This window comes from Telluria sp. ZB2R32 (assembly GCF_059685715.1).
The window spans coordinates 250,710-268,351 of sequence record NZ_JCASIG010000007.1 but is presented as its reverse complement, the minus strand read 5'-3'; the positions used below and the strand labels follow the sequence as shown (position 1 = coordinate 268,351).

Genomic DNA, 17,642 nt, shown 5'->3' with positions numbered 1-17,642 from the left:
ACAGCGATGGATATGCATGTCATGCGTCCGGATCTGGCTGAAACGCAGGTCACGCGCCGTACCGCGTGGACTCGAGAGTCCACCCTACGAACACCAATTTGCATCCGTTACCACCGGGTTCAGCCGTCAAAAAAAAGGATGCCGAGGCATCCTTTTTTAATAACTAAATGATTTAGCTTTGCAGCGCGGCGCCACGCTCGCTGTGGTGGCCACGATGGCCGCCGTGACCGCGGTGCTTGCCGCCAAAGCGCATTGCTTTACTGTCGAGCACCTGCTTCTGTTCCGGCGTCAGCACGGCGTACAGGTTGTTCATGGCCGCCAGGCGCGCTTCCAGGCGTGCGGTACGCTGCTTCTGGCGCTCGATCTGCTGCTCCAGGCGCTGCGGCGCGGGCAGGGCGGCCAGTTTGGTGCGCTCGCCGCGTACATCCTGGCGCTGTGCCGGCTTGCCGGCCGCCAGGTAGGCGGCGAAGGCCGGCTCCTGCTGGGCCGTAATCTTGAGGTCGGCACGCAGCTTGGCGGCGTGCTGGGCCTGGCGTTCGGCACGCTTGGCCTGGCGCTCGGCCTTGAAGGCTGCGCGCTGTTCGGCACTGACGGCGTGCCCATGGCGGCCTTCGGCAGGCTGCGCAGGGGCGGTCTGGGCAAGGGCGGCGCCGGCGATGCCGAAGGCGGTGAGGGCGATCACAACGTTTTTGCGAAAGGTGTTCATTTCAGGGTCCTTGTGTAGGTGTCAAAGTCAGTCGGTGTGTGCATCAACTTGTCTCTGCACGGGATCCATCATCGCCAGAAAATGTAAGCGCAGCGTGTCCCCTGCCACGATCTTTGTATCAGTTTGTTTCCTTCGATATTTCATATACATACGGATACAAATGCGCTGTTCATGCCCTGTGTAAGTAGGGATAATCACGGCCATGGACAATCCATCTACCATCCTCATCGTCGATGACGACCGCGACATCCGCCAGCTGCTGGCCGACTACCTCGAGTCGAACGGCTACCGTGCGCTGGCCGCCGGCGACGGCGTCGCCATGTGGAAGATCCTGGACGAGGCGCGCCCCGACCTGATCGTGCTCGACCTGAACCTGCCGGGCGACGACGGCCTGACGCTGTGCCGCAAGCTGCGCGCCACGTCGAGCCTGCCGGTGATCATGCTCACCGCCCGCAACGAGCCGCTCGACCGCATCCTCGGCCTGGAGATGGGCGCCGACGACTATTTACCTAAACCCTTCGAGCCGCGCGAACTGCTGGCGCGCATCCGCAGCGTGCTGCGCCGCTCGCACGCCATGCCGTCCAACGCGCCGGCCGAGAACGTGCAGCAGATGCGCTTTTCCGGCTGGACGCTCGATCTCACCGCGCGCCACCTCCTGAATCCCGACGGCATGGTGATCATGCTCTCGGGCGCCGAATTCCGCCTGCTGCGCGTGTTCCTGGAGCACCCCAACCGCGTGCTCAACCGCGACCAGCTGCTGAACCTCACGCAAGGGCGCGACGCCGATCCGTTCGATCGTTCGATCGACATCCAGATCAGCCGCCTGCGCCAGAAGCTGGGCGAAGATGCGCGCATGCCGCAAATCATCAAGACCGTGCGCAACGGCGGCTACGTGCTGGCCGGCCAGGTCACGGTGGAGCCGACCACGTGAAAGCCTTCCTCGGCTCGATGACGGGCCGTGTCTTTGCGACTTTGCTTCTCGGTATTTTGATTTCGGCGGCGCTGACCCAGTGGATGGCCGACGTCGAACGCCAGCGCGTGCTCGAGCGCCAGCGCGACCAGACCCTGATCGAGCGTGCCGAGCAACTGATCATGGCAACCGAGATCGTGCCGGCCTCGGCGCGGCGCGCCTACCTGGCGGTCGCCAACCGGCCCGGCCTGCAGCTGGAAGCGGGCGCACCGCACCGGCTGGCGCCGCTGTCGACGAATTTCGCCAGGACCTTATCGGAACGCCTGGGCGAGCAATACGCGATCTCCTCGGCGGCCGATGCGCCGCCGGCCTGCGCCCACCGGCCGCGCATGCCGCTGCTGTACGGCCTGCTCAGCGCGGAGTGGCGCGGCGCCTGCGAAAATTTGAACGTACGCTTGCGCGACGGCGAACAATTGCACCTGGCGGTGCTGCCGCCGCGCACGCTCTACGCGGTCGAGACCGACTACCGCGCCGTCATCGCCCTGTTTTTCCTGAGTATCGCCATCCTCGCCTACCTGGTCGCGCGCATGACCACGCGTCCCCTGAAACAGCTGGCGCAGGCGGCGCAGGATCTCGGCCACGACATCAACCGCGCGCCGCTCGACCTCACCGGCGCCAGCGAAATCCGCCAGGCCAGCGCCGCCTTCAACGCCATGCAGGCGCGCATCCGCCAGTACATCTTCCAGCGGACGCAAATGCTGGCCGCCATCACCCACGACCTGCAGACGCCGCTCACGCGCATGCGCCTGCGCCTGGAAAAGGTGGCGGACAGCGAACTGCAGGAACGCCTGATCGGCGACCTGTCGGCAATGCAGGCGATGGTGCGCGAAGGGCTCGACCTGGCGCGCAGCATGGACACCACCGAGAGCATGCAATGCCTCGACCTCGATTCGCTGCTCGATTCCGTGTGCGACGACGCCGCCGACGCCAGCCAGGCGGTCACGCTGGCCGGGCGCTCGGGCATGGCGCTGCTGGGCCGCCCGCTCGACCTGCGCCGCTGCCTGGGCAATTTGATCGACAACGCGGTGAAATACGGCCAGCAGGCGCAAGTGGCGGTCGAGCGCGTGAACGGCGCCGCGCGCATCCGCATACGCGACGCCGGCCCCGGCATTCCGCAGGCGGAGCAGGCGCGCGTGTTCGATCCGTTTTACCGGGTCGAAACCTCGCGCTCGCGCGAATCCGGCGGCACCGGCCTTGGCCTGACGATTGCCCGCAACATCGCCGAGCAGCACGGCGGCAGTATCACGCTGGCGAACCACCCCGATGGCGGCCTCGAAGTCACCCTGATGCTGCCCGAATACTATCCTGGTAAATGACACTGTCATATGCGACTGTCATACTGATTGTCTTACTCGAATATTGACTGATAAAGCCGCCGGTACGCGCGGCAAGGGACTTGAATGAAAAAGAATACGCTCGTAGTGACCGCCATCGTCGTGGCCCTTGGAGCCGGCGGCGTCTGGTACATGAACCGCGGCGCCGAAGCGCACACCGAACAGGGCCCGGGCGGCCCCGGCGGCGCCCAGCCGCCGACCACCGTCAACGTGGTCGCGCCGACACGCCAGGACGTCGGTGTCGACGTCGCCGCCAACGGCACCGTCACGCCGCAGCGCACCGTCGACCTGCGGCCGCAGACGACCAGCACGATCCGGCAAGTGCATATCAAGGAAGGCCAGTTCGTGAAAGCCGGCCAATTGATGTTCTCGCTGGACGACCGCAGCGACCGCGCCAGCGTGGCGCAGGCCGAAGCGGAAGTGGCGCGCGGCCGCGCCACCCTGGCCGACCTCGAACGGCAATACAAGCGCAGCCAGGACCTGGTGGCGCAGAAATTCCTGGCGCAAAGCGCGGTCGACACCTTGCGCAGCCAGGTCGAAGGCGCGCGCGCCGCCCTGGCCGCCAGCAGCGCCGCCGTGCGCGCCAGCCAGGTCAACGCCAGCTACACCACCATCCGCGCGCCGATGGCGGGCCGCGTCGGCGCCATCAACGTCTATCCGGGCAGCCTGGTGCAGCCAGCAACCTCGCTCACCACCGTCACCCAGCTCGACCCGATCGACGTTGCCTTCACCCTGCCGGAATCGAGCCTGGGCGCGCTGCTGGCCGCCCAGCGCCAGGGCAAGGTCGTGGTGGAAGCAACCACGGGCGGCGAAGCGAAACCGGTGACCGGCGAATTGTCGTTCGTCGACAACACGGTCGATGCGACCAGCGGCACCATCCGCGTCAAAGCCCAATTCGGCAACGGCGACGGCTTGCTGTGGCCAGGCCAGTACGTGAACACGCGCGTGACCGTGCGCACGATTCCGAATGCCGTGGTGATTCCGCAAAACGCGATTATCATCAACGCCCAGGGCACCTTTGTTTATGTGATGGAAAAGGACGGCACCGCACGCCTGGTGCCGATTGCGCGCCAGCATGCGTTCGGCCTGAACGCCGCCGTGACCGGCCTGGCCGGCACCGAGCAGGTGATTACCGAGGGCAAGCAGAACCTGCGTCCGGGCGGCAAGGTGCGCATCGCCGGCGCGAAGGGACAAGGCGCGCAAGGCGCCAAGGGTGCCCCGGGTGCGCAGGGCGCCACTGCGGCGGGAAAGGATAAAGCGGCATGAATTTGTCCGAACTGTGTATCCGCCGCCCGGTGATGGTGGTGCTGCTGTCGATCAGCCTGGTGCTGGTCGGCATCCTCGCCTACATGCACATCCCGGTCGCCGCGCTCCCCAGCTATAACACGCCGGTCATCAACGTCAACGCCAACCTGCCGGGCGCCAGCCCGGAGACGATGGCATCCTCCGTGGCGCTGCCGCTCGAGAAGCAGTTCTCGACGATCGCCGGCATCAAGCTGATCACCTCCACCAGCACCCAGGGCAACACCTCGCTGACGCTGGAATTCGCCACCGAGATCGATGTCGACAAGGCGGCCGTGGACGTGCAGGCGGCGCTCCTGGCCGCGCAGCGCCAACTGCCGCTGGAAATGACCGACTTGCCGTCCTACCGCAAGATCAATCCGGCCGATGCCCCGGTCCTGTTCATGCACATGACGTCGCCGTCGATGAACCTGTCGGAGCTGAACGATTATGCCGAGAACATGGTCTCGCCGGCAATCTCGACCTTGCCGGGCATCGCCCAGGTGACGGTGAACGGCGGCAAGCGCTTCGCCGTGCGCGTGCGCGCCCGTTCCGACCTGATGAACGCGCGCAATATTTCGATGGATGAGCTGGCAACGGCCCTGCGCGCCGCCAACTCGAACGCGCCGCTCGGCGTGCTCGACGGCCCGGCCCAGACCTTGACCATCCAGGGCGGCGCCCAGCTGATGCGCGCGGCGGACTTCGCCAAACTGATCGTTGCCACCCGCGACGGCATGCCGGTGCGCCTGCAGGACGTCGCCAATGTCGAAGACAGCTACCAGTCGGTCAAAGCCGCGGGCAGCCTGAACGGCGAGCGCTCGATCGTGCTGATGGTGCAGCGCCAGCCGAACGCGAACACCGTGCAGGTGGTCGACTCGGTACGCGCGCTGCTGCCGAAATTCGAGTCCCAGTTGCCGGGCTCGATCAAGATCCACCTGGTCAACGACCGCTCGATCTCGATCCGCGAAGCGATCCACGACGTCAACCTGACCCTGGCCGGCACCGTCGTGCTGGTCATCCTGGTGATCTTCCTGTTCCTGCACCGCCTGACCGCCACCCTGATCCCGGCCGTCACCGTGCCGATTTCGCTGCTGGGTGCGCTGTCGCTGCTGTATGCCTTCGGCTATAGCCTGGACAATATCTCTCTGCTCGGCATTACGCTGGCGGTCGGCCTGGTGGTCGACGATGCCATCGTGGTGCTGGAAAATATCGTGCGCCACATGGAGCTCGGTAAAAAACCATTCCATGCGGCGCTGGTCGGTTCGCGCGAGATGGGCTTTACGATTATTTCGATTTCGATCTCGCTGGTGGCCGTGTTCATCCCGATCTTCTTCATGCCGGGCGTGATCGGCTTGCTGTTCCGCGAATTCGCGGTGGTGGTCGGCCTGGCGGTGCTGGTGTCGGCGGCAGTGTCGCTGACCCTGGTGCCGATGCTGTGCTCGCGCCTGATCAAGGGCGGCGGCCACGTCGAACCGCACGAAATGTCGTGGGTCGGGCGCCGCTTCGAGGCAATGTTCACCAGCGTGCGCAACGGCTACGCGCGCAGCCTGGACCGTGCGCTGCGCCACCGCTTCCTGGTGCTGATGATGGCGGTCGGCACCCTGGTGCTGACCGGAGTCCTGTATTCGACCATGCCGAAAGGCTTCTTCCCCGAGGAAGACCTGGGCCAGCTGCGCGTGACGGTCGAGACGGCCGAAGACACATCGTCGGCGCGCCTGCTGGAACTGCAAGGGAAGGTGGTCGACATCATGCGCGCGAATAAACACGTGCAGGACGTGACCTCGTTCACCGGCGGCGGCAATACCGGCCGCATGTTCCTGGTGCTGGTGCCGCGCTCCGAGCGCCCGGCGATGCCGGAAGTACTCGACGAGTTGCGCAAGGCGACGCGCAACATCGCCGGCGTGCAGGTGTACATGGCGCCGGTGCAGAACCTGCAGCTGGGCGGACGTCCGAGCAAGAGCCGCTACCAGTATTCGCTGCAGAGCGTTTCCGGCGGCGAGATCGGCGGCTGGGCCGACCAGTTCCTCGAGCGCATGCGCGCCAACCCGATCTTCCGCGACGTCACCAGCGACTCGCAGAACCGCGGCCTGCAAGCCACCCTCGACATCGACCGCGACAAGGCGGCGCTGCTGGGCGTCGACATGGCCAGCGTGCGCACCGTGCTGTACGCCACCTTCGGCGAGCGCCAGGTCTCGACCATCTATTCGAGCGCGGCCAGTTATTACGTGATCCTGGAAGCGGCCGAGGCCGACCGCTATTACGACGATGCGCTCTCGAAAGTGTCGGTGCGCGCGAAATCGGGCGAACTGGTTAAATTGTCGAGCTTCGCGAACGTGCGCCGCACCGTCGGCCCGATCGCCATCAACCACCAGGGGCAATTGCAGGCGATCACGCTGGCCTTCAACCTGGCGCCGAACGTGCCGCTGGGCGACGCCACCGAGGCGATCGAACAGATGGGCCGCGACATGAAGCTGCCGGCCTCGGTCATCACGCAATATGGCGGCGACGCCGCGGTGTTCCAGGATACGCAGTCGAGCCAGCTGATCCTGATCATCACCGCGATCGGCGTCATCTACGTCCTGCTCGGCGTACTGTACGAGAGCTATATCCACCCGTTGACGATTCTGGCCGGCTTGCCGTCGGCGGCGGTGGGGGCATTGCTGACGCTGTGGATCTTCGACATGGACCTGACCCTGATCGCGATGATCGGCATCCTGATGCTGATCGGTATTGTGAAAAAGAACGCGATCATGATGATCGACTTCGCGCTCGATGCCCAGCGGAATGCAGGCATGAAGCCCGAAGAGGCGATCCGCGAGGCGTGCATCCTGCGCTTCCGTCCGATCCTGATGACGACGCTGGCGGCGATGATGGGCGCGCTGCCGATCGCGCTCGGCATCGGCGCCGGCGCCGAACTGCGCCAGCCGCTGGGCCTGGCGGTGGTGGGCGGGCTGATCTTCTCGCAGGTGATCACGCTCTACATCACCCCGGTCATCTACCTGTACCTCGACAAGTACAGTGGCACCGGCCCGATGACGGACGACGACGTGGCGGCAGCGGAAGCGGGTCACCCGGCACATGAGCCGCACCACGCGCCACTCAAGCAGCCATCGCGGGCTGCCTGAAACAAGTTGTAACATCCATCAGGATGGCAAGCCTGTAAGCTCTGGCGAAACGCGGCCGTGCGGGAGCGACCCAAACCGGGTAGACTTCCGCACTGGCAGCCTTTCGCCGATCTCCATTCCAGGAAGTGCTATTGAACTTGCGTGACGATCCCCATACCTGCACGAACACCAGCGATGTCTGCGCACATTGCGGGCAGCCCCTGCCTGACCGTGTCGTGCCCTATTATGGCGATCGGCGCACGAACCGCACCGGCCTGGCCGTCACCGTATTGCTGCACCTGCTGCTGGTGGCGCTGTATTTTTATCAGCCGGAACGGCCCGAGAAAAAGGCGCGTCCGCCCGATGGCGGCGAAGTCGTCTACGTAGCGCCGCTGGCGAAACCGGCCCAGCCGCCGCCGCAAAAATCTGCCACGCGCACCCCGACCAAGCCGACGAAAAACACGCCGCGCGCGGCGCCGACGCGTCCGCGCGTCGAGCGCTTGCCCGACACCATCACCATCCCCGACGAAAAGCCGGTCGAAGTCGCGAAAGAGGAACCGAAACCGGAAACCAGGCGCGAGGAAATCCCGCCCGAGATGGACATGGCGGAATACATCGCCAAGCGCCGCGCGGCCCGTGGCGCCACCGACCCCAGCACCTCCACCGAGGAAAGCGAGTCCGCGCGCGGTACCCGCAACGCGCTGGCGAACATCGCGGCGATCAACAAGCGTGGCCAGGACGATGCCAACGAAAGCGGTGGCGTGTTCTCGATCTCGAACAAAACCTTCCACAGCATGGATCTGAAATTCCGTGGCTGGAACCCGAACTTCAAGCGCCGCTGGCTGACCTCGGTCACGGTAGAGCAGGGCAATGAACCGGACGTCGAAACTGCCGTGGTCAAGAAGATGATCGAGCTGATCCGGCGCGAAAAGACCGGCGACTTCGAGTGGGATTCGCACCGCCTCGGCAAGGTCATCACGATGAGCGCGCGCCCGCGCGACACGGCGGAGCTGCAAGCTTTCCTGATGAAGGAAATGTTCCCGGAATACAGGCCGCCGGCACGTTGACGTGCTCGAGTGCACCGCCAACGGCCGCGATTGCGGCCGTTTTCTTTTCGCCTGAAAACATCCCAACATTCGCTGCGTGGATGCAGCGTGCACCTTTGCGGTGCGCCATGGGTGTCAACTATGGACGAGCTAGGCTGGGAGCATATGCCAGCTGGATCGTGCCTACTTCGGGCACAGGCGGGCAATCATCGGAGCTTTCCATGATAAAAAATCCCTTCGCCGCCTTTAGTCCTTCACGCCGCAATACCTTGAAGCTCACCGGCGCCGCGTTCGCCGCGGGCGCGGTGTCGTTCGGCGCCGTGTCGTTCGGGTCGGCGGCGCCGTCGTTCACGCCCGGCCCGCCCGCGCGCAACTACCGCCGTCCGAATGCCTCCAGTCCCGCCGGCAAGCAGATGCTCAAGTTCTACGCCAAGGCGGTGCGTGCGATGCTGGCGCTGCCGCCTGAAGACCCGCGCAACTGGTACCGGCACGCCATCATCCACACCCTCGATTGCCCGCACGGCAACTGGTGGTTCCTGCCCTGGCACCGCGGCTATCTCGGCTGGTTCGAACAGATCTGCCGCGAATTGAGCGGCTTCCCGCATTTCGCGCTGCCGTACTGGGACTGGACTGCCGAGCAGAAGGTGCCGGACGGCATGTTCGACGACGTGCTCGACCCGAATCACAGCGCGTACATCGTCACCGCCGGCGACTTCGACAACCGCCTGCGCGCGGCGGTCGCGAACGCCGGCTACTGGACCTCGCCGAACGGCGTCTTCAGCCGCAATTCGCAATACGGCCAGCTGCTCGGGCGCGGCGTGCGCTTCGAGCAGGACCTGATGTTCGACATTATCACCGACCCGTCCGGCCGCCTGTTCTACGAGCAGCCGGGCGCGCGCGGGATCCGGCGCGAGCGTCCCGAATTGAATGCCGCCACGATCGACTCGGTCGCGCCCGCCACCATTCGCGCTGCGCTGGCCGCGCCCGATTATCCGACCTTTGCCAGCCCGAAGAGTTCGAACCATGCCACCTCGGCCGGCTTCGGCATCCTGGAAGCGCGGCCGCACAATTCGGTGCACCGCTGCGTCGGCTCGCGCGACTGCAATTTCGTCGAGGCGCAAGGCTTCATGACCGACATGCTGTCGCCGGTCGACCCGATCTTCTTCCTGCACCACGCCAATATGGACCGCCTGTGGGACGTGTGGGAGCGCAAGCAGAAGCGCCTCGGGCTGCCGACCTTGCCGGCCGGCGTGGAACTGCGCACGGACTTGCCGGACGACCAGAAATCGGCGGCGGAAAAGGCCACCGACTACTACCGCTGGGCGCGCGAACCGCTGCTGTTCTTCGTCGACCGCCAGGGCGCGCCGGTGAAGGCTACCAATGCCGGCGCCTACGCCTCGATGGCGGCTTTCCGCTACGACTACGAGCCCGGTTCCGGCGAGGAGGTAGTGCCGCGCACCGACACCCGGCCGCGCGCCCGGACCGCGGGGCCGCGCGTGTTCACGGGCCGGGTGCTCAACCGCGAGACGGGCGGCGGCAAGGTGGCCAGCGCCGCGGTGCCGGTGCCCGCTTCCACGATCGATGCGGCGGTGTCGGCGGGGGCAACGCTGGTCGCCAATATCACCCTCAATTTCACGGACATGGCGCACGACCCGTTCGTGGTGGTACTGAATGGTCCCGACGACCTGTCCGGGGTCGATCCGAAAAGTCCGTTCTACCTCGGCACCATCGTCATGTTCGGCCACCACCGCCACGGCGGCGCGCTCACCGTCGCCATGCCGCTGGGAGAGAAGCTGGGCGCGGCCGGCGCCAACCAGCGCAGCGATGCCGATGGCAGCATACGGGTGGGCGTGGTGCCGATGCATGCCGCGATGGGGCATCACGGCATGGAGGAGAGTGGCGCGGTGGAGCTGGTGGCCGTGAACATCGAGGTGTATTGAAGGGGGCAACTTCGTTCACGCGGCGATGGCGCACCGTAGGGTGGGCACTTCACTTGTGCCCACGCGGTCGTGCGGGTGCACACCGCAACGTATGGCGTTTCGACGTGCATGTGTGGTACCGCGTGGGCACCAGTGCCCACCCTACAAGGGCGAAAAAAAACCGTGCTGCGGCACGGTTTTTTTTTATTCAAGCCAAGGCTTAGCCGCCGGCCTTGAGCTTCCTTGCCACATCCAGCGCAAAATAGGTCAGCACGCCATCCGCACCGGCGCGTTTGAAGGCCATCATCGATTCCATCATGACCTTGTCGTGATCGAGCCAGCCGTTCTGCGCCGCCGCCTTGATCATCGCGTATTCCCCGCTGACCTGGTAGGCGAAGGTCGGCACCTTGAATTCGTCCTTCACGCGGCGCACCACGTCGAGGTAGGGCATGCCCGGCTTGACCATCACCATGTCGGCGCCTTCGGCCAGGTCGAGCGCCACTTCGCGCAGGGCTTCGTCGCTGTTGGCCGGGTCCATCTGGTAGGTGTTCTTGTCGGCCTTGCCCAGGTTGGCGCTGGAGCCGACCGCGTCGCGGAAGGGGCCGTAGAAGGCTGAGGCATACTTGGCCGAATAGGCCATCAGGCGCGTGTGGATGAAACCGCCTTCTTCGAGCGCGCTGCGGATCGCGCCCATGCGCCCGTCCATCATGTCCGACGGGGCGACGATGTCGACGCCGGCTTCGGCCTGGGCCAGCGCCTGGCGCGTCAGCATGGCGATCGTCTTTTCGTTGACGATATAGCCGTTTTCGTCGGGCAGGCCATCCTGGCCGTGGGTCGTGTACGGGTCGAGCGCGACGTCGGTCAGGATGCCGAGCTGCGGGAATTGCTGCTTGAGCTTTCGTACCGCGCGCGGCACCAGTCCGTCGGGATTCGTCGCTTCGACGCCGTCATAGGTCTTCAGCGACGCGTCGACCACCGGGAACAGGGCCAGCACGGGAATCCCGAGCGCCACGCATTCTTCGGCCACACCCATCAGCAAGTCGATCGAGACGCGTTCCACGCCCGGCATCGACGCCACCTGCTGGCGCTGGTTCTCGCCGTCGAGGATGAAGACCGGGTAGATCAGGTCCGCCGCGGTGAGGGTATTTTCGCGCATCATGGCGCGCGAGAACGGGTCGCGGCGCATGCGGCGCATGCGGGTCGCTGGGTACTGGCCGGTAATGATGGAAGACATCGTGATCGCTTTCTTCAGGGTTGTTCGGGGTCGCTACCGCTGTCGCTGGATGCGTTGCTGCCTGCGTCGCCGCCACCGTCGATTGCATCGTCGACGTCGGATTCGTCGATATCGAGACCGATCAGCTGCTGGATCCTGGCATCCGCTTCCTCGATGCCGATGCGTTTCAGGGCCGAGAACAGTTGCACCGTAAACGGGAAACCTTCGCCGTCTTCGTCGACATAGCTTTCCAGCACACCCTTCGCCTCGCGCAGCACGTTGGCTTGCTCGTTGCGGTTCAGTTTATCGGCCTTGGTGAGTATGCAGTGGATCGGCTTGCCGGTCGGGGCGAACCATTCGAGCATCTGCACGTCGAGGTCGGTGAACGGGCGGCGCGAATCCATGATCAGCACCAGCGCGGCCAGCTGTTCGCGGCGCTGGACGTAATCGCCCAGCAGCTTTTGCCAGTGCAGCTTGGCATTGCCCGACACTTCCGCATAGCCATAGCCCGGCAAGTCCACCAGCAGGGCGCGGATTTCCTCGACGATGGTCGGGTCCTTGCGGTGCTGACCGACGTGGGCGCCGCCGATCGAAAAGTAATTGATGTGCTGGGTGCGGCCAGGGGTTTTCGACGCGAAAGCGAGACCCTTCTGGTTGGTGAGGATGTTAATCGCGGTCGACTTGCCCGCGTTGGAACGGCCGGCAAAGGCGATCTCGGGCACCACGGTGTTGGGGAGATCGCGCAGCTGGTTGACGGTCGTGAAGAAGCGGGCTTGCCAGAGTTTGGACATGGGGACGAGGTGAAAAATGCAATGAAATGAAGCAATAGGGAAACAAAGCTATTGTACAATAAGGGGTTATCAATTGTTTGGGGCGCCCTGTCAAGGGGCTCGGTACGCCGCTGTATACATAAAAACTGTTGTCGACTTTTTCAGGGTGCTCGAATGAATCGTGTGTCTGTATCGTCCGCTAGCGCGGTGTTCGTGAAATCGTTGTTGGTTGCAAGCCTGGCGCTGGGCAGCATGGCCGGCGCAGCCGAAGCGCAGCGCCCCGCCAAACCCGATCCCGCCAAAGGCGCCACCCTGTACGACAGCGGCGATACCGCGCGCGGCTTGCCCGCCTGCCTGTCCTGCCACGGCGCAGCCGGCAATTCGAGCATCGCAGCGAACCCGAAACTGTCGAACCAGATCGAAGCCTATACCCACAAGCAGTTGGTCGATTTCACGACGCCGCAGCGCGTGAACCCGGTCATGACCACCTACGCCAAGATGCTCACCGACGAGGAAAAGCGCAACGTCGCCGCCTACCTCGCCACCCAGAAGGTCAAGCCGGGCGCCGCCAGGAACAAGGACACGATCGAACTGGGCCGCAAGATCTACCGCGGCGGCATCGCCGAGAAGGGCGTCGCCGCCTGCGCCAGTTGCCACGGCGCCGCCGCCGGCGGCATCCCGGTCCAGTATCCGCGCCTGGCCGGCCAGCACCAGGATTACACGACCGCCCAGCTGGTGGCCTTCCGCACTGGCGCGCGCAGCAACAGCCCGCAAATGACGACGCTGGCGCAACGCCTGTCGGACGCCGAAATGAAGGCAGTGGCCGATTACATCGCCGGCTTGCGTTAAACTATTGGCTTAACCCGAGTAGAAAAGGGCGGCAGCGCGAGCTGGCGCCCTTTTTGTTGCAAGCGATGCACGAGGAAGTTGCCAGAACATGAGCACCACCGGAATTGAACTGAACACGCGCCGTTCCTGGCTGGCCGAGACCGTCGAGCTGGTGTCGTCGATGCGCTTTGCGATCAGCCTGCTGATGATCCTGGCGATCGCCGCCATCATCGGCACCGTGCTGCGCCAGGGCGACATCATGCCGAACTACGTCAACCAGTTCGGCCCGTTCTGGTATGAAGTGTTCCGCAAGCTCGGCCTGTACACCGTCTACACCAGCTGGTGGTTCCTCCTCATCCTGCTGGTGCTGATCGTCTCGACCAGCCTGTGCGTGATCCGCAATGCCCCGAAAATGATGCGCGACATGCGCAGCTGGCGCGAATCGGTGCGCGAAGAGTCGCTGCGCAATTTCCACCACAAATCGGAGTGGACCGCGCCGCTCGACGCCGCCGCGCTGGCGCAGCAAAGCGCCGTGCGCCTGGGCCACGCCGGCTACAAGGTCAAGATCGTCGAGAAGGAACACGGCACGCTGGTGGCGGCGAAGAAGGGCGCCGGCAACAAGTTCGGCTATATCTTCGCGCACACGGCGATCATCGTGATCCTGCTGGGCGGCATGCTCGATTCCGAACTGCCCATCCGCATCCAGCAATGGTTCTTCGGCAAAACGCCGTACAGTGGCGGCGGCCTGATCGCCGACGTGCCGGCCCAGCACCGTCTCAGTGTCAACAACCCGACCTACCGCGGCAATATCCTGCTGGCGGAAGGGCAGACCGGACGTGTCGCCTCGATCGCGCAGGCGAGCGGCATGCTGCTGCAGGAATTGCCGTTCGATCTGGAATTGAAAAAATTTCACATCGAATTCTATTCGACCGGGATGCCGAAACTGTTCGCCAGCGACGTCGTCGTACACGACCGCGCGCTCGGAAAAAACTTCCCGGCAACAATTAAAGTCAACGAGCCGCTGATCTACAAGGGTGTCGCCGTCTACCAGTCGAGCTTCGAAGATGGCGGCAGCCGCCTGACCCTGACCGGTTTCCCGATGGCCGGCACCGATGCCAAGGCGTTTACGATCGCCGGCGAAGTCAACGGCGCCACCGCACTCAAGGCGGCCGGGGCGACCTATTCGGTCGAATGGTCCGGTTTCCGCCCGTTCAACGTCGAGAACATCGCCGCCAACAACGACGTGCGTGCAGTGAGTAAAAGCCAGTCGCTCAATGAGCAGTTGACGGCGACGCTGGGTAAAGCGTCGGGTTCGGCCGGCAAGCATGCCGGCAACAAGGACCTGAAAAACGTCGGTCCCAGCGTGCAATATAAACTGCGCGACCAGACCGGGCAGGCCAAGGAATTCCTGAACTACATGCAGCCGGTGACGCTGGAAGGAGCGCAGGTCTACCTGGCCGGCGTGCGCACCAGCCCGTCGGAAGCCTTCCGCTTCCTGCGCATTCCCGCCGACGACGCCTACAGCGTGCGCGAATGGATGCGCCTGCGCGCGGCACTGGCCGACCCGGCCTTGCGCGCCGAGGCGGCGCGCCGCTACGCCGGACGCACCATGGCGCAGGGCCAGGCAGGCGGCGCGGGCTTCAGCGACCAGTTGCGCGAATCGGCCGAACGCACGCTCGCCATGTTCGCCGGCGCGGGCACGCCGGGCGGCTTCGTCGCGGTGGCGCAGTTCCTGGAAAAAATCCCGGCGGCCGAGCAGGAAAAGGCGGCGGCGGTGTTCATCAAGATGCTCAATGGCGTGCTGTGGGAGCTGTGGCAAGCGGCGCGCATCCGCGACGGCCTGGCGCCGATCGAGGGCAATGACACCCATGCGCGCTTCCTGCAACTGGCGACGAATGCTTTATCCGACAGTTTCTTCTACGGCGCCCCGGTGTATCTGCAACTGGACGAGTTCCACGAAGTCAAAGCTTCGGTGCTGCAGGTAACGCGCTCGCCCGGCAAGAAGATCGTCTATCTCGGCTGCGTGCTCTTGATCGCCGGTATCTTCGCGATGTTTTATATTCGCGAGCGGCGCCTGTGGATCTGGGTGCGCAAGCAGGACGGTGGCGCGCAAGGTGGGTCAAATGCGCTGATGGCAATGAGTACCCAGCGCAAGACGCTGGATTTCGAAAACGAGTTCGCCGAGCTGGCAGCCAGGCTGCCGCAATCGGCGTAAGCTGCAACCTTGCCGAGACTGGCACTGGAGACAAGCATGGAAGCATCCCGACACAACCCCGGCGTGGTCTACAAGGAAACGCCCGGCTATTTTCGCCGCCTGACTGCCATCGACTGGCTGTTCGGCGCCGGCCTGATGGCGGCGGCGCTGTTCGCCCTCAGCCGCTATGCCGCCTACATGGATGGCTACGAGCGCGCCATCCTGCTGCTGAGCGCGCCGACGTTTGCCGCGCTCGGCTGGCACTGGAAACCGGTGCGCTGGCTGATGCCGCTGGTGGCGCTGCTGTCGCTGTGGGCCATTTCCCTGTACGACGGTTCGCTGGCTGCCGCCGAGCAGAAATTCTTCCTGAAATACATGCTGTCGAGTCAGTCCGCGATCCTGTGGATGAGCGCGCTGTTCGCGTTCTCGACCGTGTTCTACTGGATCGGCTTGCTGGCGAGATCAAGCTCGGGCGCCGCGATCGGCTCGCGCCTGTGCTGGGCCGCGGTCGTGCTCGGCTTTACCGGGATGATGGTGCGCTGGTTCGAAAGCTACCTGATCGGCCCCGACGTCGGCCACATCCCGGTGTCGAACCTGTACGAGGTGTTTATCCTGTTCGCGATGATCACGGCGCTGTTCTACCTGTATTACGAAGAACGCTACGCCACGCGCCAGCTGGGCGCGTTCGTCCTGCTGATCATCGGCGCCGCGGTCGCCTTCCTGCTCTGGTACACGGTGTCGCGCGACGCCGCCGCCATCCAGCCGCTGGTGCCGGCGCTGCAAAGCTGGTGGATGAAGATCCACGTGCCGGCCAATTTCATCGGTTACGGCACCTTCGCGCTGGCGGCGATGGTCGGCACCGCCTATCTGCTGAAATCGCACGGCATCCTGGCCGATCGTTTGCCGGCATTGGAGGTGCTGGACGACGTCATGTACAAGGCGATTTCGGTCGGCTTCGCCTTCTTCACGGTGGCGACCATCCTCGGCGCGCTGTGGGCGGCGGAAGCCTGGGGCGGCTACTGGTCGTGGGACCCGAAAGAAACCTGGGCGCTGATCGTCTGGCTCAACTACGCGGCCTGGCTGCACATGCGTTTGATGAGCGGCCTGCGCGGACGGGTGGCGGCCTGGTGGTCGGTGGTGGGACTGCTGGTGACGACCTTCGCTTTCCTCGGCGTGAACATGTTCCTGTCGGGGCTGCATTCCTACGGGGAACTGTAACTCACTGTAAATCTGCAACGCGGCAAGGCAATTTAACGAAATCATGTATCGTGATAGTTCAATTGCCTGGAGTAAGCGATGCTCATCAAATCATCCCGCGACGGCCTGAATCCGCCGCTGTCGTCCGAAATCACGCCGCGCGAAGTATATGAAGAGCGGCGCAAGTTCATCGCCCGCATGGCGGCCGGCGCGGTTGTCGGCAGCGCCTTGTGGGAGATGGCCAACCGCGAAGCCTTCGCCCAGGGCGCACCCGCCCAGAAGCTGGCCGCGCGCGCCAATCCCGCCTTGTCCACCACCGAGCCGCGTACCGCCTTCAAGGACGCGACCGGCTACAACAATTTCTACGAGTTCGGCCTCGATAAAGGCGACCCCGCCGAAAACGCCCACACGCTGCAAACGCGGCCGTGGACGGTGGCGATCGAAGGCGAAGTCAAGAAGCCGATGCGGCTCGATATCGACAGCCTGACGAAACTGGCGCCGCTCGAAGAGCGTGTCTACCGCCTGCGCTGCGTGGAAGGGTGGTCGATGGTGATTCCCTGGGTCGGCTATTCGCTGTCGAACCTGATCCGCCACGTCGAACCCACCGGCAACGCGAGATACGTCGAATTTACCACCCTGGCCGACCGCAAGCAGATGCCGGGCCTGCGTAGCGGCGTACTCGACTGGCCCTATGTGGAAGGCTTGCGCCTGGACGAAGCCATGCATCCGCTGGCGCTACTGACCGTCGGCATGTACGGCCAGGTGCTGCCGAACCAGAACGGCGCGCCGGTGCGCGTGGTCGTGCCCTGGAAGTACGGTTTCAAGTCGGCCAAGTCGATCGTGCGCATCCGTTTTACGCGCGACCAGCCGAAGACGGCCTGGAACGACTCGGCGCCCTCCGAATACGGTTTTTATTCGAACGTGAACCCGAAGGTGGACCACCCGCGCTGGTCGCAGGCGACCGAACGCCGCATCGGCGAAGACGGCTTCTTCAAGAAAAAGCGCGACACGCTGATGTTCAACGGCTATCCGGAAGTGGCCTCGCTGTACGCCGGCATGGACTTGAAAAAGTTTTTCTGA

13 protein-coding genes are annotated in these 17,642 nt (G+C 64.5%); 10 read left to right on the top strand and 3 right to left on the bottom strand.

The window, feature by feature from the left end:
- Positions 1 to 172: 172 nt before the first annotated feature.
- Complete coding sequence (locus tag AC56LG_RS20595) at positions 173 to 706, bottom strand: Spy/CpxP family protein refolding chaperone (protein WP_497167931.1); 534 nt, start codon at positions 704 to 706, stop codon at positions 173 to 175.
- A 202-nt stretch (positions 707 to 908) separates the two neighbouring features.
- Here AC56LG_RS20595 and AC56LG_RS20590 point away from each other — a divergent pair, with 202 nt between their 5' ends.
- The 6 genes from AC56LG_RS20590 to AC56LG_RS20565 all read left to right on the top strand — a co-directional run bounded on the left by AC56LG_RS20590 (position 909) and on the right by AC56LG_RS20565 (position 10,381).
- Positions 909 to 1,637 (top strand): response regulator, encoded by a 729-nt coding sequence (locus AC56LG_RS20590; RefSeq protein ID WP_379761722.1) that lies wholly within the window; start codon positions 909 to 911, stop codon positions 1,635 to 1,637.
- Positions 1,634 to 2,992 (top strand): ATP-binding protein, encoded by a 1,359-nt coding sequence (locus AC56LG_RS20585; protein WP_497167930.1) that lies wholly within the window; start codon positions 1,634 to 1,636, stop codon positions 2,990 to 2,992. Before AC56LG_RS20590 ends, AC56LG_RS20585 begins: the two co-directional genes overlap by 4 nt.
- An 84-nt stretch (positions 2,993 to 3,076) precedes the next feature.
- Complete coding sequence (locus tag AC56LG_RS20580) at positions 3,077 to 4,276, top strand: efflux RND transporter periplasmic adaptor subunit (protein ID WP_497167929.1); 1,200 nt, start codon at positions 3,077 to 3,079, stop codon at positions 4,274 to 4,276.
- Complete coding sequence (locus AC56LG_RS20575) at positions 4,273 to 7,416, top strand: efflux RND transporter permease subunit (RefSeq protein WP_497167928.1); 3,144 nt, start codon at positions 4,273 to 4,275, stop codon at positions 7,414 to 7,416. Before AC56LG_RS20580 ends, AC56LG_RS20575 begins: the two co-directional genes overlap by 4 nt.
- A gap of 215 nt (positions 7,417 to 7,631) precedes the next feature.
- A complete protein-coding gene (locus AC56LG_RS20570) occupies positions 7,632 to 8,462 on the top strand; it encodes a hypothetical protein (RefSeq protein ID WP_497167927.1) in 831 nt (276 codons plus the stop codon).
- Between the two features lie 200 nt (positions 8,463 to 8,662).
- Positions 8,663 to 10,381: a tyrosinase family protein gene (locus AC56LG_RS20565; RefSeq protein ID WP_497167926.1), complete on the top strand. Its 1,719-nt coding sequence runs from the start codon at positions 8,663 to 8,665 to the stop codon at positions 10,379 to 10,381.
- 199 nt (positions 10,382 to 10,580) lie between these two features.
- On the opposite strand, the gene hemB is transcribed toward AC56LG_RS20565, so the two are convergent.
- Together hemB and yihA are read right to left on the bottom strand one after the other, a co-directional pair.
- Complete coding sequence (gene hemB / locus AC56LG_RS20560; RefSeq protein WP_497167925.1) at positions 10,581 to 11,594, bottom strand: porphobilinogen synthase; 1,014 nt, start codon at positions 11,592 to 11,594, stop codon at positions 10,581 to 10,583.
- A gap of 14 nt (positions 11,595 to 11,608) precedes the next feature.
- Positions 11,609 to 12,364 carry a ribosome biogenesis GTP-binding protein YihA/YsxC gene (gene yihA, locus AC56LG_RS20555; protein WP_497167924.1) on the bottom strand — a complete coding sequence of 252 codons (756 nt, stop codon included), beginning with the start codon at positions 12,362 to 12,364 and terminating at the stop codon, positions 11,609 to 11,611.
- 153 nt (positions 12,365 to 12,517) lie between these two features.
- Between yihA and AC56LG_RS20550 the strand changes: the two genes are divergently transcribed.
- From AC56LG_RS20550 to msrP, 4 genes are all read left to right on the top strand, one after another.
- A complete protein-coding gene (locus AC56LG_RS20550) occupies positions 12,518 to 13,192 on the top strand; it encodes a c-type cytochrome (protein ID WP_497167923.1) in 675 nt (224 codons plus the stop codon).
- Between the two features lie 88 nt (positions 13,193 to 13,280).
- Positions 13,281 to 15,386 (top strand): cytochrome c biogenesis protein ResB, encoded by a 2,106-nt coding sequence (locus AC56LG_RS20545; protein ID WP_497167922.1) that lies wholly within the window; start codon positions 13,281 to 13,283, stop codon positions 15,384 to 15,386.
- A 36-nt stretch (positions 15,387 to 15,422) separates the two neighbouring features.
- Entirely contained in the window at positions 15,423 to 16,583 is a 1,161-nt protein-coding gene (gene ccsB, locus AC56LG_RS20540) for a c-type cytochrome biogenesis protein CcsB (RefSeq protein WP_497167921.1), read from the top strand.
- 78 nt (positions 16,584 to 16,661) lie between these two features.
- Positions 16,662 to 17,642, top strand: a complete 981-nt coding sequence (msrP, locus tag AC56LG_RS20535; RefSeq protein ID WP_497167920.1) for a protein-methionine-sulfoxide reductase catalytic subunit MsrP — start codon at positions 16,662 to 16,664, stop codon at positions 17,640 to 17,642.